This window comes from Bacillus sp. THAF10, assembly GCF_009363695.1.
In the GTDB taxonomy this organism is placed as follows: domain Bacteria; phylum Bacillota; class Bacilli; order Bacillales; family Bacillaceae_I; genus Sutcliffiella_A.
This window is the reverse complement of sequence record NZ_CP045403.1, coordinates 2,442,130-2,465,799: the sequence shown is the minus strand read 5'-3', so window position 1 is coordinate 2,465,799 and position 23,670 is coordinate 2,442,130. Positions and strand designations below refer to the sequence as shown.

General features: G+C 37.2%; 22 protein-coding genes, 1 pseudogene and 1 other annotated feature. All 23 genes and pseudogenes read left to right on the top strand.

Going from position 1 to position 23,670, the window contains the following annotated elements:
* The first annotated feature begins 75 nt into the window (after positions 1-75).
* Positions 76-897, top strand: coding sequence for an MIP/aquaporin family protein (locus FIU87_RS12945; RefSeq protein WP_152444974.1), 822 nt, complete (start codon positions 76-78; stop codon positions 895-897).
* A 13-nt stretch (positions 898-910) separates the two neighbouring features.
* Entirely contained in the window at positions 911-2,401 is a 1,491-nt protein-coding gene (gene glpK, locus FIU87_RS12940; protein ID WP_152444973.1) for a glycerol kinase GlpK, read from the top strand.
* Positions 2,402-2,533: 132 nt separating this feature from the next.
* On the top strand, positions 2,534-4,216 hold the full coding sequence (locus FIU87_RS12935) for a glycerol-3-phosphate dehydrogenase/oxidase (RefSeq protein WP_152444972.1): 1,683 nt from the start codon (positions 2,534-2,536) through the stop codon (positions 4,214-4,216).
* Positions 4,217-4,475: 259 nt separating this feature from the next.
* Complete coding sequence (locus FIU87_RS12930) at positions 4,476-5,162, top strand: YdcF family protein (RefSeq protein WP_152444971.1); 687 nt, start codon at positions 4,476-4,478, stop codon at positions 5,160-5,162.
* Complete coding sequence (locus FIU87_RS21260; RefSeq protein ID WP_216647472.1) at positions 5,152-5,289, top strand: hypothetical protein; 138 nt, start codon at positions 5,152-5,154, stop codon at positions 5,287-5,289. Before FIU87_RS12930 ends, FIU87_RS21260 begins: the two co-directional genes overlap by 11 nt.
* Positions 5,290-5,390: 101 nt before the next feature.
* Positions 5,391-5,647, top strand: a binding site (T-box leader).
* A gap of 66 nt (positions 5,648-5,713) precedes the next feature.
* On the top strand, positions 5,714-6,967 hold the full coding sequence (locus tag FIU87_RS12925; protein WP_152444970.1) for an MFS transporter: 1,254 nt from the start codon (positions 5,714-5,716) through the stop codon (positions 6,965-6,967).
* Between the two features lie 158 nt (positions 6,968-7,125).
* On the top strand, positions 7,126-7,638 hold the full coding sequence (locus tag FIU87_RS12920; RefSeq protein WP_152444969.1) for a TlpA disulfide reductase family protein: 513 nt from the start codon (positions 7,126-7,128) through the stop codon (positions 7,636-7,638).
* 19 nt (positions 7,639-7,657) lie between these two features.
* Positions 7,658-8,359 carry a cytochrome c biogenesis CcdA family protein gene (locus FIU87_RS12915; RefSeq protein ID WP_152444968.1) on the top strand — a complete coding sequence of 234 codons (702 nt, stop codon included), beginning with the start codon at positions 7,658-7,660 and terminating at the stop codon, positions 8,357-8,359.
* A 183-nt stretch (positions 8,360-8,542) separates the two neighbouring features.
* A pseudogene (locus FIU87_RS12910) lies at positions 8,543-8,680 on the top strand (class I SAM-dependent methyltransferase); the annotation flags it as partial.
* A gap of 291 nt (positions 8,681-8,971) precedes the next feature.
* Positions 8,972-9,826, top strand: coding sequence for an STAS domain-containing protein (locus FIU87_RS12905; protein WP_152444967.1), 855 nt, complete (start codon positions 8,972-8,974; stop codon positions 9,824-9,826).
* Positions 9,827-10,032: 206 nt separating this feature from the next.
* The gene (locus FIU87_RS12900) at positions 10,033-10,971 is read left to right on the top strand and encodes a phosphotransferase enzyme family protein (protein WP_152446558.1); all 939 of its coding nucleotides are present in this window, start codon (positions 10,033-10,035) and stop codon (positions 10,969-10,971) included.
* A 262-nt stretch (positions 10,972-11,233) separates the two neighbouring features.
* A complete protein-coding gene (locus tag FIU87_RS12895; protein WP_152444966.1) occupies positions 11,234-11,758 on the top strand; it encodes an RNA polymerase sigma factor in 525 nt (174 codons plus the stop codon).
* On the top strand, positions 11,748-12,668 hold the full coding sequence (locus FIU87_RS12890; protein WP_152444965.1) for a hypothetical protein: 921 nt from the start codon (positions 11,748-11,750) through the stop codon (positions 12,666-12,668). Before FIU87_RS12895 ends, FIU87_RS12890 begins: the two co-directional genes overlap by 11 nt.
* A 360-nt stretch (positions 12,669-13,028) precedes the next feature.
* Positions 13,029-14,063, top strand: a complete 1,035-nt coding sequence (locus FIU87_RS12885; protein ID WP_152444964.1) for a zinc-binding dehydrogenase — start codon at positions 13,029-13,031, stop codon at positions 14,061-14,063.
* A 70-nt stretch (positions 14,064-14,133) separates the two neighbouring features.
* Complete coding sequence (locus tag FIU87_RS12880; RefSeq protein WP_253905411.1) at positions 14,134-15,027, top strand: alpha/beta hydrolase; 894 nt, start codon at positions 14,134-14,136, stop codon at positions 15,025-15,027.
* A 163-nt stretch (positions 15,028-15,190) separates the two neighbouring features.
* Positions 15,191-16,051: a S16 family serine protease gene (locus FIU87_RS12875; protein WP_152444963.1), complete on the top strand. Its 861-nt coding sequence runs from the start codon at positions 15,191-15,193 to the stop codon at positions 16,049-16,051.
* Between the two features lie 285 nt (positions 16,052-16,336).
* A complete protein-coding gene (locus FIU87_RS12870) occupies positions 16,337-16,771 on the top strand; it encodes a YciI family protein (RefSeq protein ID WP_152444962.1) in 435 nt (144 codons plus the stop codon).
* Positions 16,768-18,033, top strand: coding sequence for an RNA polymerase sigma factor (locus FIU87_RS12865; protein ID WP_152444961.1), 1,266 nt, complete (start codon positions 16,768-16,770; stop codon positions 18,031-18,033). The genes FIU87_RS12870 and FIU87_RS12865 overlap by 4 nt, the downstream gene beginning before the upstream one ends.
* Positions 18,034-18,148: 115 nt before the next feature.
* Positions 18,149-18,574 (top strand): YciI family protein, encoded by a 426-nt coding sequence (locus FIU87_RS12860; RefSeq protein WP_253905410.1) that lies wholly within the window; start codon positions 18,149-18,151, stop codon positions 18,572-18,574.
* Positions 18,575-18,665: 91 nt separating this feature from the next.
* Entirely contained in the window at positions 18,666-19,007 is a 342-nt protein-coding gene (locus FIU87_RS12855; protein WP_152444959.1) for a DUF1801 domain-containing protein, read from the top strand.
* Positions 19,008-19,221: 214 nt separating this feature from the next.
* Positions 19,222-19,866, top strand: coding sequence for a peroxiredoxin-like family protein (locus FIU87_RS12850; RefSeq protein WP_152444958.1), 645 nt, complete (start codon positions 19,222-19,224; stop codon positions 19,864-19,866).
* Positions 19,867-20,396: 530 nt separating this feature from the next.
* A complete protein-coding gene (locus FIU87_RS12845; protein ID WP_152444957.1) occupies positions 20,397-21,380 on the top strand; it encodes a phosphotransferase enzyme family protein in 984 nt (327 codons plus the stop codon).
* Between the two features lie 256 nt (positions 21,381-21,636).
* Positions 21,637-23,619: a phospholipase D-like domain-containing protein gene (locus FIU87_RS12840; RefSeq protein WP_152444956.1), complete on the top strand. Its 1,983-nt coding sequence runs from the start codon at positions 21,637-21,639 to the stop codon at positions 23,617-23,619.
* Positions 23,620-23,670 lie beyond the last annotated feature (51 nt).

Here is a 23,670-nt window from a genome sequence, read left to right as displayed (position 1 = left end):
CTTTTAAAGGTGAATAGTCATTCATTTTTACTCCGTCATAATGAAAGCGATGAATCTGATTATGGAGGGATATATATGTCAGCATTTTTAGGAGAATTGATTGGTACCGCAATACTAATAATTCTTGGCGGAGGCGTTTGTGCAGGCGTAAGTTTAAAGAAATCGTTTGCCCAAAACTCAGGCTGGATCGTTATCACAATGGGATGGGGTTTAGCGGTTTCAATTGCAGTTTATGCAGTAAGTTCCATAAGCGGGGCACACTTGAACCCGGCAGTAACAATGGGACTTGCATTTAAGGGAGCATTCCCATGGAGCGATGTACCAGGTTATATTGTAGCACAAATGCTTGGAGCTATGATTGGAGCACTTATCGTATTCTTACATTATTTACCTCATTGGAAAGAGACAGAGGATCCTGGAACGAAGTTAGGTGTATTTGCAACAGGACCAGCAATTCCAAATACTTTCGCAAACCTATTAAGTGAAATGATTGGAACGTTTATTTTAGTACTTGGTATTTTAGCAATTGGTGCAAACAAATTTGCAGACGGTTTAAACCCATTTGTCGTAGGTTTCTTGATTGTAAGTATTGGTTTATCCTTAGGAGGGACAACAGGGTACGCGATTAACCCTGCACGAGACTTAGGACCTCGAATTGCACACTTCTTACTGCCGATCCCAGGAAAAGGGGGATCAAACTGGAAATATGCATGGATTCCGGTAGTTGGACCAATTTTAGGTGGTTCACTAGCAGGTTTATTCCATCAAGTTGTATTCGAAGGCAAAGAAAACGCAGCACTTTTATATGTAGCGATTGCAGCAGTAATTGTTCTAGCAATCCCTTATATGGTAAGCAAGAAAGATAAACAATATACAAATAATAGAAAAGCAGCATAAGGGGGAAGGAAACATGGAAAAATTTATTCTTTCATTAGACCAAGGTACGACCAGTTCACGTGCCATCCTTTTTAATAAGGAAGGAAAAATTGTTCATACTGCGCAAAAAGAGTTTACACAGCATTTTCCGCAGCCGGGTTGGGTGGAGCATAACCCACAAGAAATTTGGGGATCTGTTTTAGCGGTCATTGCAAGTTGTTTAAGCGAGGCGAATGTAAAGCCTGAACAAATCGCAAGCATCGGTATTACGAACCAACGTGAAACAACTGTTGTATGGGAAAAAGAAACAGGAAAACCAGTATATAATGCAATTGTATGGCAATCTCGTCAAACATCAGAAATTTGTGAAGAGCTAAAAGGACAAGGCTATGACGAAATGGTTCGTTCCAAAACAGGTCTATTAATCGATGCGTACTTCTCTGGTACGAAAGTAAAATGGATTTTAGACAACGTGGATGGCGCAAGAGAAAAGGCTGAGAACGACGAATTATTATTCGGAACCATCGATACGTGGCTTGTATGGAAGTTAACAGGCGGTAAAGTACACGTAACAGATTACTCTAACGCATCTCGTACATTAATGTACAACATTTATGAATTAAAGTGGGATGAGGAACTTCTAGAGATGTTAACAGTGCCAATGAGCATGCTTCCAGAAGTACGTCCATCATCTGAAGTATACGGTCATACAGTAGACTATCATTTCTTTGGTCAAAACATTCCAATTGCTGGTGTTGCAGGTGACCAACAAGCCGCGTTATTCGGACAAGCATGCTTTAGCAAAGGTATGGCGAAGAATACGTACGGAACAGGTTGTTTCATGTTAATGAATACAGGTGAAAAAGCTGTTGCCTCTGAGCATGGACTATTAACAACGATTGCCTGGGGCTTAAATGGAAAAGTAGAATACGCATTAGAAGGTAGTATCTTCGTAGCTGGTTCTGCCATTCAGTGGCTTCGGGATGGATTGCGTATGTTTAAAGATGCACATGAGAGTGAAGAATATGCATCTCGCGTTGCGTCAACAGATGGCGTATATGTTGTTCCTGCATTCGTAGGCCTTGGAACACCATACTGGGATAGTGAAGTACGTGGCGCAGTATTTGGTTTAACGCGTGGTACCTCGAAAGAGCATTTCGTACGTGCAACACTTGAATCATTAGCCTATCAAACAAAAGATGTTTTATGCGCAATGGAAGCAGATTCTGGAATTGAACTGAAAACATTACGTGTTGATGGCGGCGCAGTCAAAAATAACTTCTTAATGCAGTTCCAATCAGATATTTTAGGTGTACCAGTAGAGCGTCCTGTTGTAAACGAAACGACAGCTTTAGGTGCAGCGTACTTAGCTGGTTTAGCAGTTGGTTTTTGGAAAGATCAAAGTGAAATCGCGGCGCAGTGGAATATGGATCATAGTTTCTCACCAGCGATGGATGCGAATACAAGCGAAAAGCTATATGCGGGCTGGAAAAAAGCAATTGAGGCAACAAAAGCTTTTAAATAATTTTGTTTAGTGCTAAAATGAACGTAAGTTAATAATTCGGTAGGAGATTTGGAGAGACCACAACGCACTATGGAAGTAATTCCGTAGTGGTGTTTGTGGTCTCTTTTTTTGTACTTAAAAGGAGGAAATAACATGAAATTTTCAATTAGCGAGCGCAAAGATATATTATGTGGAGTGCATAAAAAGGAGTTAGATGTTATCATCATCGGCGGAGGAATTACAGGAGCAGGCATTGCGTTTGACGCTGCAAAACGTGGATTATCTACCATTGTATTTGAAATGCAAGACTTTGCGGCAGGGACATCAAGCCGTTCTACAAAGCTAGTACATGGTGGTTTACGTTATTTAAAGCAATTTGAAGTGAAAATGGTAGCAGAAGTTGGTAAAGAACGTGCGATTGTATACGAAAACGGTCCCCATGTTACAACGCCAGAATGGATGCTGCTTCCATTCCATAAAGGAGGCACATTTGGTTCATTTAGTACATCCATCGGTTTACGTGTATATGATTTCTTAGCAGGTGTTAAGAAAAGCGAGCGCAGAAAGATGTTCAGTTGCCAAGAAACGATGAAGAGAGAACCGCTTTTAAAACAAAAAGGCTTAAAGGGTGGCGGTTACTACGTAGAGTATCGTACAGACGATGCTCGTTTAACAATTGAAGTAATGAAAGAAGCAATTGTACAAGGTGCAAAAGCAGTCAACTACGCAAAGGTAGATAGCTTTTTATATAAAGATGGGAAAGTATGCGGCGTACGTGTAGTTGATTTATTAGAAGGTGATGTTTATGAAGTGTACGGCAAAAAAATTATAAACGCCGCTGGACCTTGGGTAGATACACTTCGTGAAAAAGATAACTCGAAAATAGGAAAAGTTCTTCAGTTATCAAAAGGTGTTCACCTTGTTATCGATCAAGAGCGTTTCCCACTAGGGCAAGCTGTTTACTTTGATACACCAGATGGACGTATGGTGTTTGCGATTCCGCGCGATAATAAAACCTATGTAGGAACAACAGATACGTTCTATGATAAAGATGCAGCGATTCCTAAAATGACGACAGAGGACCGTGCATATATCATCAATGCGATAAACTACATGTTCCCATCTGTGAAGATTACAGAGAAAGATGTAGAGTCAAGCTGGGCTGGTGTTCGTCCGCTTATTTATGAAGAAGGAAAGAATGCATCTGAAATTTCGCGTAAAGACGAAATTTGGACGTCCGATTCAGGTTTAATTACAATTGCGGGTGGTAAGTTAACAGGCTACCGTAAAATGGCAGAAATGGTTGTAAACTACGTCACCGCTTTATTAGAAAAAGAAGGCCACGGCTCTTACCCGCATAGCACAACGAAAAACATGCCAATCTCTGGCGGTCATGTTGGCGGCTCGAAAAAACTTTCAGCGTTTATTATGAAGAAAACAGAAGAAGGAATGGCATATGGTTTAACGAAAGAGGAATCAGAACACTTTGCGAAGTTCTATGGTTCAAACGTTGATATTTTATTCCAATTAGCTAAAGAATACAAAGAAGTAGCAGTGCGCTATAATTTGCCTCTAGATGTCCTTCTGAAACTTGTATACAGTATGGAATACGAAATGGCTGCCAAACCAATTGACTTCTTTATGCGCCGAACAGGAGCTCTCCTATTCAATATTGATTGGGTATACAAATGGAAAGACGCAATAATTGCTTACATGGCAGACACCTTAAGCTGGAGTAAAGAAGAAAAAAAGAAATATGCAGCAGAAGTAGAAGCAGCTTTAACAGATGCAGTTGTTCCTGTTGACCAGAAAGAACACAAAGCCGCATTAGCTTAAAACAGAACCACCTGTAGGAGAGCCTTCAGGTGGTTTTGCTATGTGTTGAAAAGCTATGTAATATGATTCGAAGATGTCATACTCCTCCCCGAGGGCGTAAATATCGGTAGAAACAATTCGTGCGGGCGCAATCTTGTAACAAGGATCAGCGCTCGTTTTTTATTTTGACGTCTAGTTTACCTAAATTAACTTATTGTGGAAATAATGGGAATTTGAGATGATGAAGTAAAATTGTAATTATGTAAAAAGGGGGTACGTTGTGGGAATACCTAAATATCCTGAAGTTCCAAAGCTTACAGATAAACAAATTGACGAGATAACAGAAATAGTGTTTTGGAAAGAGATTGAGCCTAGAAAATGCGATGCAATATTTGTATTTGGAGGTTCACACCCTGGTAATTGGAAGAAACCTTTAGAAGCTTATCAAAAAGGTTTAGGTGACTGTATTATTGCAACTGGTGGAAGTAGTTTATCAAATCTGCGACATCCTGAATGGGATAATATAGGTTTCTCAGAAGCTGAGGTCATTGTTAAGAACTTACTTGAAAATGGTGTTCCTAAAGAAGTAATTACCTATGAAACTTCATCTATGCACTCAATTGCAAATGTAACGGAAGCCAAGAAAATATTTGATTTCACATCAATAAATAGCTTGTTATTTGTTTGTAAAAGTATCGCTACTGGTAGGCAGTACCGTACTTTAGTAAAATATCTCCCGCCGACTATTAAATTTATACCGTATCCTTTTGATACAAGTTTTGATGGCCAAACGACTATAAAGAGAGATAACTGGATGCTAAATGAGAGGAACAAGTCCCTAGTGTTTGGTGAGTATTTAAGAAATATTATTTATGGAATGGAAGGGATGATAAATGCTCCTAGAAAACACGTTGCAGGACTGGAAGACATTGTTTTACATCACTATAAATCATTAGATGAAAGCTGATGAAGAAGATTTAGCTGAATTTTTAGACCCAGAATCAAAAGGTAACTCTATGTTTCCAGTTTTGAAATGGAAAAAATTATTGGTTTCTTCAGTGTTAGCAAAGCAAATGCTAGTATTTATGATATAGGTTTAGGAATGAGACCATATCAGTTTTTGTTTGCAATTGTTTAATTAATTTTAATAAACCATTTACTTAATTGTTTGAATATTGGATAATGTTAAATAATATTAAACGCGATGAAGAGAAGAGTAGGTAATGGTAATCATTCAAAGAGAGCTCCGTTTGGTGAGAAGGAGTAAGGATTTAATTACTGAAGCAAGCCTCTGAGCAGCACATTGGATCCATCTAAGTGATAGTGTGACAGGAGCTCCTGTTATAGAGCGAGGGTATATGTATGGTATTCATACTGTACCTAAAGAGGGTAATATGGAAACATTTTACCAAACTGGGGTGGCACCACGACGCGCAATAACTCGTCCTCAAGACAATCGTCTTGGGGGTGAGTTTTTTTATTGTCCAAGTTTAAATTCTATAAGGAGTGAGAATAAAAATGCGTAAAAAAATGATTTTAAAGTCGTGGAAATACCCTTCTATTTTATTGACTATTATTGGTATTTCTAGTATTGGGGAATGGGTGTATTTTTTAGCACTAAACTTAATTGTTCTTGATAAGATGGGGGTTCTTGCTGTCTCAGGTCTATATATACTAAGAGCTTTATCTACTTTATTTACTAACATTTGGTCTGGTAGTTTGATTGATCGAATGAATAAAAAGCATCTTTTAATGTGGCTTACTATATTCCAAGCAGTGTTTATTTCCCTTTTACCTATATTTTCATCTATTTGGACAATATACGGTCTTGTCTTTTTAATAGGTATAGCTAGTTCCATGGCTGGTCCAACAACTATGACTTACATAACTAAGTTAATTCCTCAAGCTCAAAGGAAACGATTTAACTCTCTCGTAAGCTTAATAGATTCTGGAGCGTTTGTTACCGGACCTGCCATTGCGGGCATCATATTTATGAGTGGTTCCCCTACTAATGCGATATATATTAATGCTATAGCTCTTTTTTTAGCAGCACTAATTACCATGTTCATACCTAATATTGAAAAAAATGATTTTATAGAAACAAAAGGCGAAAAACTAAGCTTAAAGGTATTGGAAAATGATTGGAAATTAGTTATTGATTTTAGTCGTAAACAAGTGTATATAATGGTGATTTATTTACTATTTAGTGCGGTAATGGTTTTAGCAACGGTTGTAGATTCACTGGAGGCAGCATTTGCTATAGAAGTGCTTTCTTTATCAAAGGGAGATTATGGATTCCTTGTAAGCATCGCTGGTGTTGGAATAGTTGCGGGCTCCTTTGTAAACATAATCATAGTTAAAAAAGTAGCTACCTCTTGGTTAATTGGTCTTGGATCCTTGATGGTATCAAGTGGTTATATGATCTATGCTTTGTCGGGTGAATTTTTGATAGCAGCCATTGGTTTTTTCATTCTATCATTTTCCATGGCTTTTATTAACACAGGATTTTACACGTTTTATCAAAACAATGTTCCTGTCGAGGTAATGGGGCGGGTGGGCAGTATTTATAGTTTCATCGGAGCTTTTTTCACCATTATTGGAACCATAATTTTTGGAATTATGGCTGAATTGATATCTATTCAGTTTGTTGTCATATTAGGAACGTTAATTATGTTTGGAGTAACGATTATATTATTTATCTTTAATACTCACCCCTCTAAAGCAGGTTTTTATACTGAAGAAACACAGAATCAAGCTTCTGAAACTGTTTAGGAATTTGGTATGCACTGGATGGAGAATTGCTTATTGAAGGAATTTATAGATTATGAAATAATTGGTATAAAGTGTTAAGTTCCTGTTATTTAGTTGAATAACACATAGTAGGAAAAATAGAAATTGGCTATATCCAGAGGAAGATGGGATAGAAAAAAATGAAAAAAACATTTGGTATTTTGATAATTGTTTCATTGGTTGTAACGGCCTTCTTTCTGCATTTTACCGAACAACAAAGTAATGTAGTTGATCATAGCCCTGGTGAATCTGCAATAGATTTTAAATTACAAACATTAGATAGTACTCCAACAAGACTTTCAAGTTATAAAGGAAAACCGATTATCCTTAATTTTTGGGCTTCTTGGTGTGAGCCTTGTGAAAATGAAATGCCGGAATTGGATAAATTTCATAAAAAATATACTGAAGACGTTGTTGTATTGGGTGTTAATATTACCAGTAAAGAAATTAGCGAGCAAAGTGTTCAGAATTTTGTTAATGAACTTGATGTATCATTTCCGATTTTACTAGATACAGAAGGTGTTTTTAGGCATTATCAAGTTATGAATTTACCTACCACCTACTTTATTGATTCAAATGGAAAGATTGTAGACAGTTATTACGGGGAATTAACGTTCGAGATGTTAGAACAATTTAAAGCGAAACTTAATTAAGTTTCTAAAAGGGGTTAGTATGGAAGAAATTACAATATGGTTAGCTTTCACTGGTGGATTGATCTCCTTTTTTTCGCCGTGTTGTTTACCTCTTTACCCAACATTCATATCTTATATTACTGGTATTTCAGTTTCAGATCTTAAGAAAAATGAACAAAAAATTAGAAGTGTAGCATTAAAGCATTCAGTTGCCTTTGTGTTAGGTTTTTCAATCGTTTTTTATCTAGTAGGGTTTTCAGCTAGTTATTTTGGAAAGGCATTTGTCCAGTACAATGAACTTTTAAGAATGCTAGGAGCTATTTTTATTATTACAATGGGATTATTTATGATAGGAATTTTTTCGCCGGAGTTTTTATTAAAAGAGAAAAGACTGCCCTTTGTAAAAAAGAGTGGAAATCTACTAAATTCATTTCTAGTAGGATTGATTTTTGCTGCAGGGTGGACACCATGCATCGGACCGATTTTTGGAGCAATAATATATGCTAATGTTCTATATCCAAGTGAAACATTTATAAACATAACAGCTTTCTCCTTGGGCTTTGGCATCCCATTTATCATAATGGCATTATTTATTTCTAAAGTGAAACTGCTAACAAAGTATTCTTCAGGTTTCTTGAAACTAGGTGGAATATTAATGATAGCGATTGGGTTAATTCTCTTTTTTAATAAAATGTTCTATTTGACAATTTGGATGAATAGAATAATAGAATTGTTTAAATAAGAAAAATTGGAGTAGTTTGGGTATCTTCCTATCGGGCGCGATCCTGTAACAAGGATCAGCGCTCTTATTATCTTTGGGCCAAATTGTTGAATAAAACTGAGTAAGGTGCAATTTATTTAAAGAAGGTAATAGGTTACTCAATAAAGAATAAATGTAGAAAATAAATATTTTGGGTGATGAATATTGTTTAGACTTGATTTTATCCGTAAAGAAGAAAAGAAGTATCATGATTTTTGTTATGAGAACTATAAATTATTTGAAGAAGGTTCTTGGTTATATAAACCAGTAAAAACAGTAATGGAATTGCTGCCCTTATTTGAAATTTTTGTTACCTATGAAAATGGCACAAGAGTTGAATAATTGCTTTTGTGGTGACGTTTTGATTGAATAAAGACGATATAGCAAGTGATTTTCTAATTTCTTAGAAGAAACAAATAAGCAAAATACTTAAATAAGAATGACTCAACTAACTGGAGCTTTTGAGGAAGACTTTTAAAGCCTTTCACTTAATCAACGATATTAAGTAAAAGGTATAAAGGATGTTCTTTCTGGCAAGAAGCGTTATAATACAGAGTGTTAACGGTAAAAAATAAATAATTTAAGGGGCTTTTTATGGAAAAGAACGTAGCTTTACATGATTTTATTGTAAATAATACGGATGCATTGACCGCTGCATGGTTTCAGTCGAAAAAAGCGAAGGAAGGCAGTATTTATTCTAGTACTATACCTACCATTGGAGAGAAGCTGCGTCAGCAAAATAAGAAATTTATTATAACTATAGCCCAAATTTTTATCAATCCTGATACGGATTCAATCTATGATGCTATTAAACAGTGGGCTTCTGATGTTGCGAAAGATAGAGTTTCCACCAATACGGAATTGAACGAAATTCTTCCCCAGTTTAAAGTATTCCGCCAGATTTACTGGAATAAAATTAATGAATTCGCTTCAGAACCTACCAACTCCATTACTTCTGAGAAGCTTTTAACATGGTCTAACCGTTTCCATTATGCGTTTGATCACGTTATTGAGGTATTTGTAGCAACCTATACCGCTTATCATAAATCAACACTCTTGGCTCATCAAGAAATGATATCAGAGTTAAGCTCCCCTATTATTAAACTGACGAATGACATCGGTGTTCTGCCATTGATAGGAAGCATAGATACACAAAGAGCAGTAGTCATTATGGAATCAAGCCTCAAACAGTGTCAGCAAAAGAATGTCGAGTGTCTAGTGATCGATTTATCCGGTGTACCTATTGTGGATACAATGGTAGCGAATCAGCTGTTCACCGTCGTCACCGCTTTAGAGCTAATTGGGGTGAAAAGTATTATGACAGGCGTTCGTCCTGAAGTGGCTCAGACGGCCATTCATCTTGGTCTTGATTTCTCCCATATCACTATATACTCTACGCTTGAAAAAGCTCTGGAGAAGTGGGAGTTTCGCAAAAGTACATCTGTATAATGAAAAATAACGAATGATAAATCTGACAAGCGCAATCCTAGATTAAGGATTGGCGCTTTTTTTTGGTCAAATATTAGAATTAGTCTTTCAACCAATATTGGATATTTATGTTAGTATTGTACATGAGTGAGTCCGAAAAAATTGCATACACCTTCTTAGTCAAAGGTTATATATAAAGGATTTATACAGACGGGGGAAATAGAATGATGGAACAAAAAATACTAGAATTACTTAACAACATCTATCCAATAGAGTTTACTAATATTGAACCAGTAACAAATGAAATGTATCGGTGTTTGGCAGTTCAAGGTATCTTCTTTGCTAGAATAACGAACTATAAAACATATGAGGAACAGTTAGAAGAAGTTACTTATACTAATTTCTTATATAATGAAGGATTTGGCGTATCACCGACGATATCTTCCTTGAACGGTAAACTAGTAGAAAGTATAAGACTTGACCAGGAATACTTAACTGTATTATACAAAGCTGCTCCTGGTAAACATTTACCAAGAACTCAATGGAATGCCAATGTGTTAAAAGAATTAGGTCGGCAAATTGGTAGATTACATCGTTTATCAAAAAACTATGAAAATGATGCGACGATTAGATATATCAAGGATTGGCATGAAAATGAGGAGTATGATTTTCTTAAATATATCCCTAAAGAAGAAAGCACGATTAGAGAAATTGCGCAGGAGATTTTATCTACTATAAAAAATCTGCCCCAAAGTCAATCAACCTATGGCTTGTTACACGGTGATTTATGGTTAGAAAATGTGTTGGTAGATAGTGACTTTAAATTTACTATGGTTGATTTTCAAGATTGTGAGAAACATTTTTATATATTTGATTTAGCTGTACCAATCTATAGTGCGATGGAGTATTCGTTTGTAGGCAACGGCAACATTGATGACTATGGCCGTTCTATTATTAAAGCAATTGTCGAGGGGTATCAAGAGGAAAATGATATATCTCCAGAGATGCTAGACAAACTTCCGCTATTCATAAAATTAAAGGAAGTATTTGAATACAGCCTCATGCATATGTACTGGAATAAAGAGAAGTTAACGGAGGAACAAATGAGAATAATGAATCATTTTAGATTAAGGATTGAACATAATCACTCTATAATACGTAATTAACAAAACAAATGGTTCTTGCTAGGTTTTCCATTCGAGCGCTAATCTGTAATAAGATCAGCGCTCTTTTTGAGTTTATTAAAGTTGTGACACCTATAGATAGGGTTATCTAAATGGTGATTTTTAAATGAAAAGAAAAAATATCAGTTGAAGATAAAAGTGATTCAAATAAAACACTAATGAAAAATAATAAAGTAAAAGATGTCACAATTTTGCTTTGCGTTCGACTGATTAGTTAGAAAGAGGGAAGTAGGTGAGGTAGAGGTTGGAGAAGGATAGGGAACTTCTCGTAATGGAGTGGTACGAACTGTATTATGATGACATTTATCGTTTTATTTTGTTTATGATTGGTGACAAGCAATGCTGTGAGGATTTGGTTCATGACACTTTTGTCCGTGCGCATATTGCGTATGATCGATTTGATAACCGTTCTAACGTAAAAACGTGGCTGTTCAGTATTGGAAAACATCTGGTGATAGATGAAATTCGTAAAAGAAAGCGCAGAAGATTGTTTTCGGTAATTACGTTTGATAAGGAGATTCCATCGTCCTTCAATATAGAACAGCATATCGTAAACAAAGAAACGGTAGCTCAACTATGGAAAGATATTCAACAATTAAAGCCTAACTATCGATTAATTATTATTTTGAAAAAGGTGGAGGAATGCACAACAAAGGAAATTGCAGAGATTCTTGACTGGTCCGAGGTAAAGGTTCGCAAAACATTATCAAGAGCAATGCAGTCGCTAAAAAAGATTAATAGGTTAAAAGGAGGTGTTCATGTTGAGTGAAAATTATCATGATGATCAGTGGAAACTTCTTAAACAAATAAAGTCAACCAGTTATCAAAAAGAAACAATAAGAACTAGAATATTAGATTCCATCCAAAATTCTACCAGCAATACTTCTAGCAAAAGTTATTTTCTATGGAAAAGCATGTTGGCTACTTGTTTGCTCTTTGTTATTTTCGGAGGCTTCCTATTGTTGACACTGTCAGAAAGCGGTCAACGAAATTCCTCAAAAGAAACGTTAAGTGAAGAGATCCAATTTAGTTGGGATTTAAAAGATGTATACAATAAAGAATCACACAATGGCTTGTCATTATATCGTGAAGATAATCCGATGCAGGTTGGAACTGTTCAGCAAGTTACAAATGAAGAGATGAATAATATTATTAAAAGCATACCAATGTATACAAATGAAAAGCTAGAACATTTTCCTTATCAGATCTCTATGTATATTGAGCATGTAAAAACAATGGATGTTGCCATACGATACCACTTCTTTATTTCACTCTCGGACCAAAATACGATTCATTTTACTTTTGATTATCCTAAGCTTGAGTATGCAGAAATTTTTACCGCCATTTCTACCTTGAAATTCAATGGAAAAGATCCATATAGATATAACCAACAACTCTATGTTACTCATGGTTATGGAAACTTGTTGTTTCCTGTCGGCTTGGAGCCCATTTCTATATCTCCAGGCAAGGAAGTGTATCACTGGGAAGGTGCTACTTTCGAGTCTTTTAATGCATATTTAGGAAAACTTGAAGAGGATCAAGGGAATTGGAAGAAAGAAGCTACTTCAAAAGAATCTGATACCTTTGTCTCAAGAGATGGAAATGAGGTAGTCACCATAACAAGAGACGAAAAAACAATAACTTATGAGTTTTTCTACCCTAATCGAGGAAACCAATAATGTGAGGAACCTATATAAACTAAAAGGGCACTATCCTGCAACATGGATGAGTGCTCATTTTTTTATATGCCATTTAATGGAGTACAAGGCAGGAGGATTTTGAGGGGAAGTCGAAGTTATTTTTAAGGTATGATTTTATCAGAATGTAACAAAAAAAATTTGTTAAGGATATAAGATTATGTCAAAAAACAAATTGGTTCTCAGTCCGTAGAGTATGTTGGATATGGTATAGTGGTGGTTCCTAAATGGGTAACATAATTGTAAAAGTGAAAAGTGATTTTACAACGGAATTTGGTAGTTGTAAAATCACTTTTCTTATAATCTGGTAATAAGATTTCCATTACGAGAGGTGAAGAATGTATGAAAGCTGTAGAAGTAACAGGTTATGGAGATGTAGATAAATTAGAGCTTGTACATAGAGACACTCCAGAACCGAAAGAAAATGAAGTGCTAATTAAAGTAAAGGCTTGCGCGATAAATAATACTGAAATATGGATGAGGGAAGGAGCTTACGGCACGGATTCTAAGTCAGGTTGGCGACCAGAGGGTGTACAATTTCCACGGATTCCAGGTTCTGATATTACGGGTATCGTTGAAAAAGTAGGGAGGGGCGTGGATGCGTCTATGCTTCAAAAGGATGTTGTTCTGTTTCCTTTTAAATCAAGTGGAGAAGAAGGATTCGAACATATTTCCGAGGATATGTCTTTTATTGGGTCAGAATTTGATGGTGGGTATGCGGAATATGTGGTGTGGCCGGCTCACCTATGTTATGAAATGCCACTTAGTGACTATGTAGAAAGTGCTGTTTTTTCTGTAAGTGGATTGACCGCTTGGCACATGGTAGAACAGATTAGAGTAAAAGCTGGGGAAACTATTATGGTAACGGGGGCAAATGGTGGTGTTGGATCACTAAATGTTCAAATTGCTGCTAAGGTCTTTGGAGCCAAGGTCATTGCGATAGTTGGTGACTTAGAGTTGGAAGAGAAATTAAAGGAATTAGGAGCAGCACATGTATTGTCTTATAAATCCAGTAATCTTGCTGCAGAAATAATAGAAGTGAATGGTGGTCCTGTTGACTCTGTTCTAGATGTTGTAGGGGACGCATTGTTCTCAACCTCCTTAGAAGTGCTAAAAAAGGGAGGGAAATTCTGTATATCCGGATCAGCTGGTGGACAGAAGACAGAACTCGATTTTAGAACCTTGTACTTAAAACATATTACCTTCTATGGCTCTGTTTTAGGCACAAGGGAAGAATTTAAACGGATGCTTCAAGCCATTTCTGAAGGGAAAATCAAGCCAGTAATCGATTGCACTTTTCCACTAGAAGAAGCGAGAGAAGCTCAAACGTATTTTAAAAAAGCAGGGAAATTAGGCAAGGTAGTTTTAATCCCTTAAAGTAAAGGGGATTAACTTAACTAGTCTCTTTTTTCCTCTACTCCAATCTTTAAAAAGTGAGGTGAAATTTATGGTGCGATTCAAGACCATGATTGCTAAATTACTGCGTCTCTTGCCTAATAAAGCAAAAAAAACACCCATGATACCTCTGCAGCAAGTAAAAATGAAAAAAGATATGATAGTGGAAACTACCATTCAACGAACAAAAATATCATTATATTATCCTTTGGAGGCAAAAACGAAAAAGTTCCCTGTCTACATCAATTTCCATGGTGGAGCATTTATTATGAACGAAAAGGAGATGGATGATCCTTATTGCCGCTTCCTTGCCAATCAAGCAGAATGTGTGGTTGTAAATGTCGATTATGGAAAAGCACCGGAGTATCCTTTTCCAAAACCAATTGAACAGGGCTATGAAGTTCTTCAATGGTTAAAAAATAGAGCGGATGAATTGAGTATTGATAAGGAGAAAATCATGGTCGGCGGGCAAAGTTCAGGTGCCAATATTGCAGCGGCCTTATGTCTTTACCTTGAAGAAAAAGGGGAAAACCAACCACTACTCCAAGTGCTATCCTGCCCTATGCTAGATTTTGTGACCTCGCATGCAGATAAGCCAGAGCCGGATAAATGGCGTGCACGTTATCCGCAAGTCGCAAATTTTATTAACATGTGTTATGTACCTGAAAAAGAACAGGCCGAGCATCCATTAGCATCGCCTGTTCATGCTGAGATATTTGGCCATTTAGCTCCTGCTCTCATTCTCATCGCGGAGTATGACGCTTTTAAACCAGAAGCAGAACGATATGCAGAAAAATTAAATGCAGCAGGGGTAAATGTTCAAGTTAAGTTATTCCAAGACTGTTATCATGCGTTTACACATCTCGGTCCAAAGGAAAGTGCGAATGAGGCATGGGGGTTAATAGCTAGAGAAATAAGAGCAGTTGTTGAATCCAATGAAAATTGAAACAAGAATAGTGCTTCACTAACCATAAAGCGCAATCCTCGAATAAGGATTAGCGCTTATTTTGCGATTGTTAAAATTAAACAATAATTTATTGTAGAAATTTATATATTATGAAATAATTGGAATTAAGGGTCTGGTTGAAATGTAGTGGGGAGATGGGGAAATGGAAGATGGGAAAAACCTTTTTTTAGTGCCTTTCCTAGGTACATGTTATTTATTTCTTAGCTTTTTATATTTGTATCTGTTTGATTTTCTAAGTGGCATCACATATGTACTACTTCTTATCATTCTATTATTTTTAAATGTTATTTTCATGGGTTTGGCAACGATTGTTCGACCTGTTTTTCGAGTATTCATGATTTCTAGTGTTTTTATGTTTTTATTATTTTTGTATGAATCCCCCCTATTTTTTTTGGATAGAACGAAGACAGTAAACTTTTTGTACGTTCCGACAGAAGAAGCTGTTAAGAATTCAGGTATCTATGTTATTAGTGTTCTAGAGGTGCAGTTAAATGAAAATGGGAAAATCTTTATGAAAAATGAATCAGACTTATTCCAGGTCCTTACCATTGATAACTTTAATCGTTACATCACTAAAAACAATTCCATCTTTGAGTTTCTTCATATCGTGAAAAATCAAAATGTGAAGATGGGGGAAAATTTAAAGATTTTAATAAAAGGATCTAATTCAGAAATCAATGATTATTTAGCTAGAGATGACATTAGGGGAGCAAGTTCTGGATTAGCATTAGTCCTTTCTTCTTTGGCAAAAGATCACGGATGGGATAATTCCCACCCTATTGCAGTAACAGGTGCAATTGATAAAAAAGGAAATGTTTTAAGGGTTGGGCTAGTACGAGAAAAGGTAATTACCGCAGCCAAAGACGGTCATTCCCATGTCATTGTCCCTGAAGTTAATTTAGAGGAGGCTCTTAAAGCAAAAAAGGAATATAACCTTCCTATCGTAATAGCAGGGGTAACAAGTGTAGAGGATGCTGTTAGAGTGATAGAAAAATGGAAATGAAAAAATAAATATTATTACAAACCTAAAATGCGCAAACCTAGAACAAGGATTAGCGCTTTTTTTATTGTGGCCAATAAGGATGAATTTTAGTAGTCTATTGACCTACTATTCGCGTGACACACCACTTACGACCTAAAGGAATTTTCATGACTGCCGCCGAAAGTTAATAGGGAGAAAAATGATGTTGCTGTCGATTTAGTCTTGTTTCATTCGTTGTATGTATAGAAGCGGACTTACACTCTGTCTTCAGGTTTAAAATTCTCTAAAATATAGGAGGTATGCAATATGAGATTTATGATGATTGTCAAAGCTACAACTGATTCAGAGGCAGGGGTATTACCAAGTCAAGAGCAATTTGATGCTATGCAGAAGTATAATGAGGAATTGGTAAAGGCAGGGGTATTGCTAGCAGCTGATGGACTAATGTCTAGCTCAAATGGAATCAGGATTTCTTATCCAGAACCTGGTGGAAAGCCTAAGATATTGGATGGTCCTTTTACAGAAGCAAAAGAATTGATTGCTGGATATACATTGATAGAAGTCAAATCAAGAGAAGAAGCCATGGAATGGGCACTTCGTATGCCAGACCCTCATGGTTTTGGCCAGGGCGAAATTGAGTTGAGACAGGTTTTTGAGATGGAAGAATTAACGAATAATGACGAATTGTTGGCGAAAGAGACAGCTCTTCGCAAACAAGTTAAGGAGCAGAAGCAAGGGTGAGTATGTCAAATACACATCGAACCATCAATGCAATATGGCGAATAGAGTCTGCAAAGCTTATCGCTGGGTTAACTAGAATAGTACGGGATGTTGGTGTCGCAGAGGATATTGCCCACGATGCTTTCGTCATTGCCCTTGAAAAATGGCCACAAATCGGAATTCCTGACAATCCAGGGGCTTGGCTTATGACTACGGCGAAGCGACGTGCCATTGATCTTATTCGCAGGACTAAGCTGCGTGATCAGAAGTATTCAGAAGTAGCTTGCAATACAGATTTATATACAGAGGATAACTTAGAGCTTTCTTTAGACGAGGAGATTGGTGATGATCTCCTTCGTCTGATTTTTATGACCTGCCATCCGGTGTTAACTCAGGAAGCGAGAGTAGCTCTTACGCTTCGTTTATTATGTGGGCTTACAACCGATGAAATTGCCCGTTCCTTTCTTACTGCTGAAACAACAATTGCCCAGCGAATAGTCCGCGCCAAGAGAACCCTTAGGGAAAAAGAGGTACCTTTTGAAGTTCCGACAGGAGAAGAACTCAAAGCTCGCCTTTTTGCTGTACTAGAGGTGATCTACCTTATGTTCAACGAAGGATATTCGGCAACCTCTGGGTATCAATGGGTCCGGCCGTTACTTTGTCAGGAAGCGTTAAGACTCGGGCGTGTACTCGCCGAGATTGCCCCTTATGAGCCTGAGGTGCACGGACTAGTCGCCCTTATGGAGATTCAATCTTCGCGTTTTAAATCTCGGGTTAACTCAAAGGGAGAACCGGTTCTTCTGATGGATCAGAACCGAGCCAAATGGGATTATTTGTTAATTCGTCGTGGATTAACGGCACTCGAGAGAAGCAAGAAGCTTGGGCGACCTCTCGGGCCTTACTCCCTGCAAGCTGCTATTTCTGCCTGCCATGCCCAGGCGCCTTCCGCTAAAGAGACCGATTGGATCCGTATTGCAGCCCTATATGAAGCGCTAGCGAGAGTTACTCCATCCCCAATTGTCGAATTAAATCGGGCAGTTGCTGTATCCATGGCTTTTGGTCCGTCCATTGGGCTTGAGATTATAGACGAGCTCTGTGCTGAATCTTCCTTAAAGGGATATCATCTTTTACCAAGTGTTCGTGGGGATCTTCTTATGAAGCTGGGAAGAATGGAAGAAGCACGTATAGAATTTGAACGTGCTGCGTCTATGACTCGGAATGAGCGTGAACGGGAACTTTTACTAAATAGGGTGGCTGAATGTGAATCTAGCACATCGGAATAATTTTTTTACCCAATTGTCGATAACATGGTTGCTCAATCGTTGTTATGGTGAGAGGAAAAATTAGTAGCTACAATTGCCCTCTATTGATAAAGGAGGTAAAAAAATAGTGCGATGTATGTTTATTGTCAAGGCAACAGAGTATTCGGAATCAGGAGTAAGCAACAGCAGGGAACACCTCGATGCCATGTTTGCCTACAAGAAAGCTTTGGCCAGCGAAGGAGTTCTCATTTCTGCAGAGGAGCTCCTTCCAAGCTCAACGGGGATAAGGATAATGTATTCATCAGATAGTGAAAAGCCGGAAATACTGGTCGGTCCCTTTCCATTTGTACATGAGATGGTAGCGGAATTTATCCTGGTAGATGTCCACTCATTAGATGAAGCGTTCCATTTGGCTCTACGAATGCCGGTTCCAAAGGGCCGAGTCGATTGTAAAATCGAGATTCGAATGCTCTCAGAAGATGATGGTTTTCTACATGACTCGAAAACTCTGGTCATGGAGGCCGATTTAGTGGACCATCTCCACATGTTAAAAAATATCTAAAAAAATTTCTACTCTGTCAATTTTATCAATGTCTATTCGTCGTAATGATACACTTAAAAAATGAAGATATACTAAAAGGAGAGTATGTAAAATGAATCAGGAAGTAACTGATTTTATTGAAGCCTTAAAAGAGCCATGGCAGGAAGAGCTTTCTTCCACCTTACGTGAGGTCGTTCACCAAGCTATACCAGATGTCCAAGAACGAATTCAGTATAAAAAACCTCATTTTTTGAAAAACGGAAAATACGCAGCTGTTATTTCCACATCGAAAAATGCAGTTAGTTTTACGATCTTTAATGCCACCGAGCTGAATCTTCCTGAGGGTAAGTTTGATGGTCCGCCTGAGAGAAAAACACTAAAGCTGTATGCAGGAGATAAAGTTGATTCCCAGCACCTAGTGTCCTTGGTCAGCCAAGCTTCAGGCTCACTTTAATGTTTATTTCAAAGCTAGGTTTATAGATGTTAATAAAAAATCATCAACACCAAGGCGCTTTCCTAATACGGATAAGCGTCATTTTTTTATTTTGAATCCCAAAAATTGCAGTAGCCAGGGGTCTTTAATTGTGATGGAGGGATAAAAGCAAAATAGAAGCATATTGAGAAATTTTTTGTTAAGGTATACTTTATAAAGAATTAGGAGGTATTGGATGTCAACATTACTTGAAGAAATTAAAACCTATAAGGATGTATTTAAACAAAAGGCTCCCGAGGAAAAGCAGAAGTTGATGGCGCAAGCAACAAAGGAATTAGAGGAATCAGGACTTGCCCAGGGACTAAAAGAGGGAGACAAGGTACCAGAGTTTAATCTTCCTGACGCATCAGGAAAAATGGTGTCCATTACTGAAGAGCTTTCAAAAGGACCGGTAATTCTGACATTTTACCGAGGTGGCTGGTGCCCTTACTGTAACCTTGAGTTAAAAGCCTATCAAAAAGAATTAGATTCCATCAAAAACGCTGGTGGGGAATTGATTGCCATCAGCCCTCAAACACCTGATGCCAGCTTATCTACCAAGGAAAAAAATGAGTTGGAATTCACTGTTCTTAGTGATGAAAGCAATAATGTTGCTGAACAATTTAATTTGGTATTTAAAATGCCCGATTATTTAATTGAAACATATAAGGAGTTTGGTTTAAGCGTTCCTGGACATAATGGAAACGATGATTGGGAACTACCTAAGCCGGCTACATTTGTCATTGATCAGACAGGTAAAATCATCTTTGCAGAGGTTGACTCTGACTACACAAAACGTGTGGAGCCGAGAAGAGTAGTGGATGTTTTAAAAAACATCTAACTCATCCATACAATTGATATTAGATATTTTCAGCTTGTAGACTACGTCTAGTTACTAGGCAGGTCTACAAGCTTTTTTCAAATAGGCATGTTAAAAAGTAAATTAATAGATTGAATGTTTGGATTTTTATTGGTATAATTTTCTTATTATTACGGAAGGGAGTGAGATTACGCAATGACAAATTTCATGAAGATAACCTTGGGAATTAATTTTATTGCCTCTCACTCATGCGGATTAAATTAATCAATATTAGTTGATTTGACATTTGTAGAGTTTCGGCAATGAAAAGCACAGGCTTTTTGTTAAAAATGAAACAATTGGAGCCACAGGGTTTTAGTATAACCCTGTGGTTTTTTGTTTGGTTTTTTTCAATAATTTCTTTTCAGTTGTTATTTTCCAATTCTAGGGGAGGTAAACAGAAGAATTTACTTTAGTAGATTAATTGGTTTAGGGGAACATGCAACAACGAGTGTTGACCTTTGGTGCAACACCCAAAATTTCTGTAATTGTATAGAAGGAGTGGTCTGTGTTTGTTGAAATTGAAACATCTATTTGATAATGCAGCGTTGGCTGAAATGTTAATGGAGAACTGGGAGTATGATCAAGAATCTTTTGAGTTATTTAAGTACTATAGAATATCTTCTAATGCCATTTACCCTTTTAAAGCGCAGGGTAAAGTACAAATATTAAGGTTCTCTCCTAAATCAGAAAAGACGAAAGAGAATATTTTAGCAGAGCTTGAGTTTATATCTTACCTTAATTCTCATCGGTATGGAGTACTAGAAACGGTTGTCTCACAAAATGGAGAGGAACTTGTTGAAGCACAGACTCCGTGGGGCGAATACTATGCTTCAGCCTTTAAGCGTGTAGCAGGTGTGCAACTAAACCAAACAGATTTATCGGATAACATCATCTTTATATATGGGAAAGCATTAGGGAAACTTCACCAGCTATCTAGTGAGTATGAACCTGTGACATACAAGCGTTGGTCGTACCAGGATGTGTTAAGTTGGATTCAACATGTTTTAAGTGATTTCCCAAATGAAACAGAGGCGTTAAAGGAAACAAAATTACTTCAACGTTATTTTGCCTCTATTCCTATCACAAAAAGGAATTTTGGTTTGATCCATTATGACTTTGAATTTGACAATGTGTTCTATGATGAACATTCTCAATCTTGTAACGTCATTGATCTTGACGATGCTATGTATCATTGGTATGTAATGGATATCGAGCAAGCACTAGATAGTTTGCAAGATTGTATTCCAGCTGAAGTGTTTCAGAAGAAAAAACAATGCTTTATGGACGGATATCGTACGGAATATGAAATTTCAGATGATATGCTCTCTTTATTACCAGCTTGTAGACGTTTTGCCAACTTATATGGGTATATTCGTATTTTAAGGTCTGTAGCAGAAAAGTGGGAAAATGAACCGGAATGGTTAGTAACTTTAAGAGAGAAATTAACAAACGCGATGAAAAATGAATCTTCTCTTTTTGGAACGGAAATATAATTTTTTGAGTATTTTCTTCCATATGGAAAAGGCAGTCTGACATACAGGCTGCCTTTTCTCTGTATTAATTTTCAAGTATATCCAGAAGTTGATAGGTGGTTTTTATTTTGCCTCCATACTACTCGTCAATATTCAACTGAATTTAGCGATTTTATTAAATTTACAGATAAATAATAATAAGTTAACAAAAAAATCTTTTAAACTCCGATATACTAGTATAGTAATTTTGATTAAATTCTAGTCAGGAGATGGAAGAATGAAAAAGTATGTAAATCTATCATTGGTGTTTGCTCTTGTACTCTCTATTTTTGTTCCTGTTAATGAAACGGAAGAGAAAGTGCATGCGACCACCAACAATAGTGTGGTAATTAACGAAGTTGCTTGGATGGGAACGTCATACAGTTACACAGATGAATGGATAGAGCTACATAACAACACAACAAAAAGCATGGACATAACAGGATGGTCATTAAACGCTCAAGATGGTTCACCCTCTATTGTATTAAACGGGCAAATTCCTGCTAATGGATTCTTTCTATTAGAAAAGACAGATGATCATTCTGTAGCAGGGGTAGCTGCTGATATTATTTACAGCGGTTCACTTGGAAATGAAGGTGAAAGTCTGGAGTTGCGGGATGCTAATGGTGTTTTAGTTGATTCAGTTGATGCTTGGTATGGTGGTGATAATACTTCCAAGGCTACGATGGAAAGAGTAGACGCGAATGGTTCAGGAACAGTTGCTGGAAGTTGGAAAACAGCTACTGACACTTATGACGGTGGATATGGTACGCCTGCAAATAGCTATACTAGTGGTGGTTCTAATGGTGGGACAACCGGCGGTAACATTTGTGGGGATACTACTGAACATTTAAACAATGTATCAAGTGAATTATTTGCTATCAATGTTTATTTTAATAAATGTGCTTTGACTGATTATGCGACAACGGGAAATCAGGCTAACTATAACGTTAATCTTGAAGACCGTTTAATTGAAAGATTAAATCAAGCCACTACAAGTATTGACTTTGCTACTTATGAAATTAACTTACCTCGAGTGGTTGATACTTTAATCAATAAAGCAGCAGAGGGAATTGATGTGCGTGTGATTGCGGATGCGAAGGATGCTACAGACCCTCATTATGCAGAGCGCTTTACCACCATGAGATTATATATAGAGGAAATGGTGCGAGGAAAAGATAGTATTGTTGGTACGAATGACGATATTCACGTTTTTTCTGATTCCCCCATGTTAGCTGTGGAGGATACGACATTAAGAGCAGAGCACGGATTGCCTTCTACTCCAGATGATTTTAAATATGGAACTTACACAATCGGAAGCACAGACTATACCGGATATTTGTTTGTTGATGGCGAACAAAAGACTGATGGGAATTATTACTCTCCTGGTGTACAAATGCACAATAAGTTTGCGGTAGTAGATGATAAGTGGGTATTCACTGGTAGTTGGAATTTCACCATCACTGGTCTTTATGGATCAGAAGAAAACATGGCAAATGGTGTGTTAGGTGGAAATCAGCAGCATGTAGTAGAACTTCATGCACCTGAAGTTGCAACTGCATATGAAACAGAGTTCAATGAAATGTGGGGAAGTAACACATTGATACCGGATCCTATCGTCTCGAATTTTGGAACAGGAAAGACAGACAACACACAACACTTATTTAATGTTGGTGGAAAAACAGTAGAAGTTTATTTTTCTACTGGAGACGATGCATTAGGCCGGATGAGAGCGTTAGTGAAAAATGAAGCGGACATGAACGCCTTCTTCACCATCTTTGCTTGGAGTGACCAAGGACTTGTGGATGAGTTAAAAAACAAATATGAAGGCTCTTACAATGACTTAGAAGGAACGCTTACCGGATTTGATGTGAAAGGATTGTTTGACCCTGGCTTCTGGAATCAATGGTGGAGTGCTAGTATAGATATGACAGGAAGAACAGCTAGTCAGACAAGTACAGATAATCCTAACACGCGTTGGGCAAACCCAGCACCAGTGTATCAAGGTAATGAGGACCGAAAGCTTCACAGCAAAACCATGATTATTGACGCAGATACAACAAGCGATCCAACTGTAGTAGTAGGGTCAACCAACTGGAGTAACAATGGAAATGACGTGAACGATGAAAACATGTTAATCATTCACGATGCAGCAATAACCAATCAATTTGTTCAAGAATTTAATGCTCGCTACCTGAATGCTGGTGGGAGTTTAAATTAATTCACAACAGCACTTGGTCATAGGTTCATGTTCCAAGTGCTGTTTTATTTT

What these genes read in the sequence shown, in the direction of transcription:
- FIU87_RS12860 (WP_253905410.1), top strand. Translation starts at nt 18,149, where the DNA reads ATGTTTATTGTCAAGGCAACAGAGTATTCGGAATCAGGAGTAAGCAAC.
- FIU87_RS12840 (WP_152444956.1), top strand. Translation starts at nt 21,637, where the DNA reads ATGAAAAAGTATGTAAATCTATCATTGGTGTTTGCTCTTGTACTCTCT.
- FIU87_RS21260 (WP_216647472.1), top strand. Translation starts at nt 5,152, where the DNA reads ATGAAAGCTGATGAAGAAGATTTAGCTGAATTTTTAGACCCAGAATCA.
- FIU87_RS12900 (WP_152446558.1), top strand. Translation starts at nt 10,033, where the DNA reads ATGGAACAAAAAATACTAGAATTACTTAACAACATCTATCCAATAGAG.
- FIU87_RS12880 (WP_253905411.1), top strand. Translation starts at nt 14,134, where the DNA reads ATGGTGCGATTCAAGACCATGATTGCTAAATTACTGCGTCTCTTGCCT.
- FIU87_RS12890 (WP_152444965.1), top strand. Translation starts at nt 11,748, where the DNA reads ATGTTGAGTGAAAATTATCATGATGATCAGTGGAAACTTCTTAAACAA.
- FIU87_RS12870 (WP_152444962.1), top strand. Translation starts at nt 16,337, where the DNA reads ATGAGATTTATGATGATTGTCAAAGCTACAACTGATTCAGAGGCAGGG.
- FIU87_RS12855 (WP_152444959.1), top strand. Translation starts at nt 18,666, where the DNA reads ATGAATCAGGAAGTAACTGATTTTATTGAAGCCTTAAAAGAGCCATGG.
- FIU87_RS12935 (WP_152444972.1), top strand. Translation starts at nt 2,534, where the DNA reads ATGAAATTTTCAATTAGCGAGCGCAAAGATATATTATGTGGAGTGCAT.
- FIU87_RS12905 (WP_152444967.1), top strand. Translation starts at nt 8,972, where the DNA reads ATGGAAAAGAACGTAGCTTTACATGATTTTATTGTAAATAATACGGAT.
- FIU87_RS12925 (WP_152444970.1), top strand. Translation starts at nt 5,714, where the DNA reads ATGCGTAAAAAAATGATTTTAAAGTCGTGGAAATACCCTTCTATTTTA.
- FIU87_RS12850 (WP_152444958.1), top strand. Translation starts at nt 19,222, where the DNA reads ATGTCAACATTACTTGAAGAAATTAAAACCTATAAGGATGTATTTAAA.
- FIU87_RS12915 (WP_152444968.1), top strand. Translation starts at nt 7,658, where the DNA reads ATGGAAGAAATTACAATATGGTTAGCTTTCACTGGTGGATTGATCTCC.
- glpK (WP_152444973.1), top strand. Translation starts at nt 911, where the DNA reads ATGGAAAAATTTATTCTTTCATTAGACCAAGGTACGACCAGTTCACGT.
- FIU87_RS12875 (WP_152444963.1), top strand. Translation starts at nt 15,191, where the DNA reads ATGGAAGATGGGAAAAACCTTTTTTTAGTGCCTTTCCTAGGTACATGT.
- FIU87_RS12945 (WP_152444974.1), top strand. Translation starts at nt 76, where the DNA reads ATGTCAGCATTTTTAGGAGAATTGATTGGTACCGCAATACTAATAATT.
- FIU87_RS12885 (WP_152444964.1), top strand. Translation starts at nt 13,029, where the DNA reads ATGAAAGCTGTAGAAGTAACAGGTTATGGAGATGTAGATAAATTAGAG.
- FIU87_RS12920 (WP_152444969.1), top strand. Translation starts at nt 7,126, where the DNA reads ATGAAAAAAACATTTGGTATTTTGATAATTGTTTCATTGGTTGTAACG.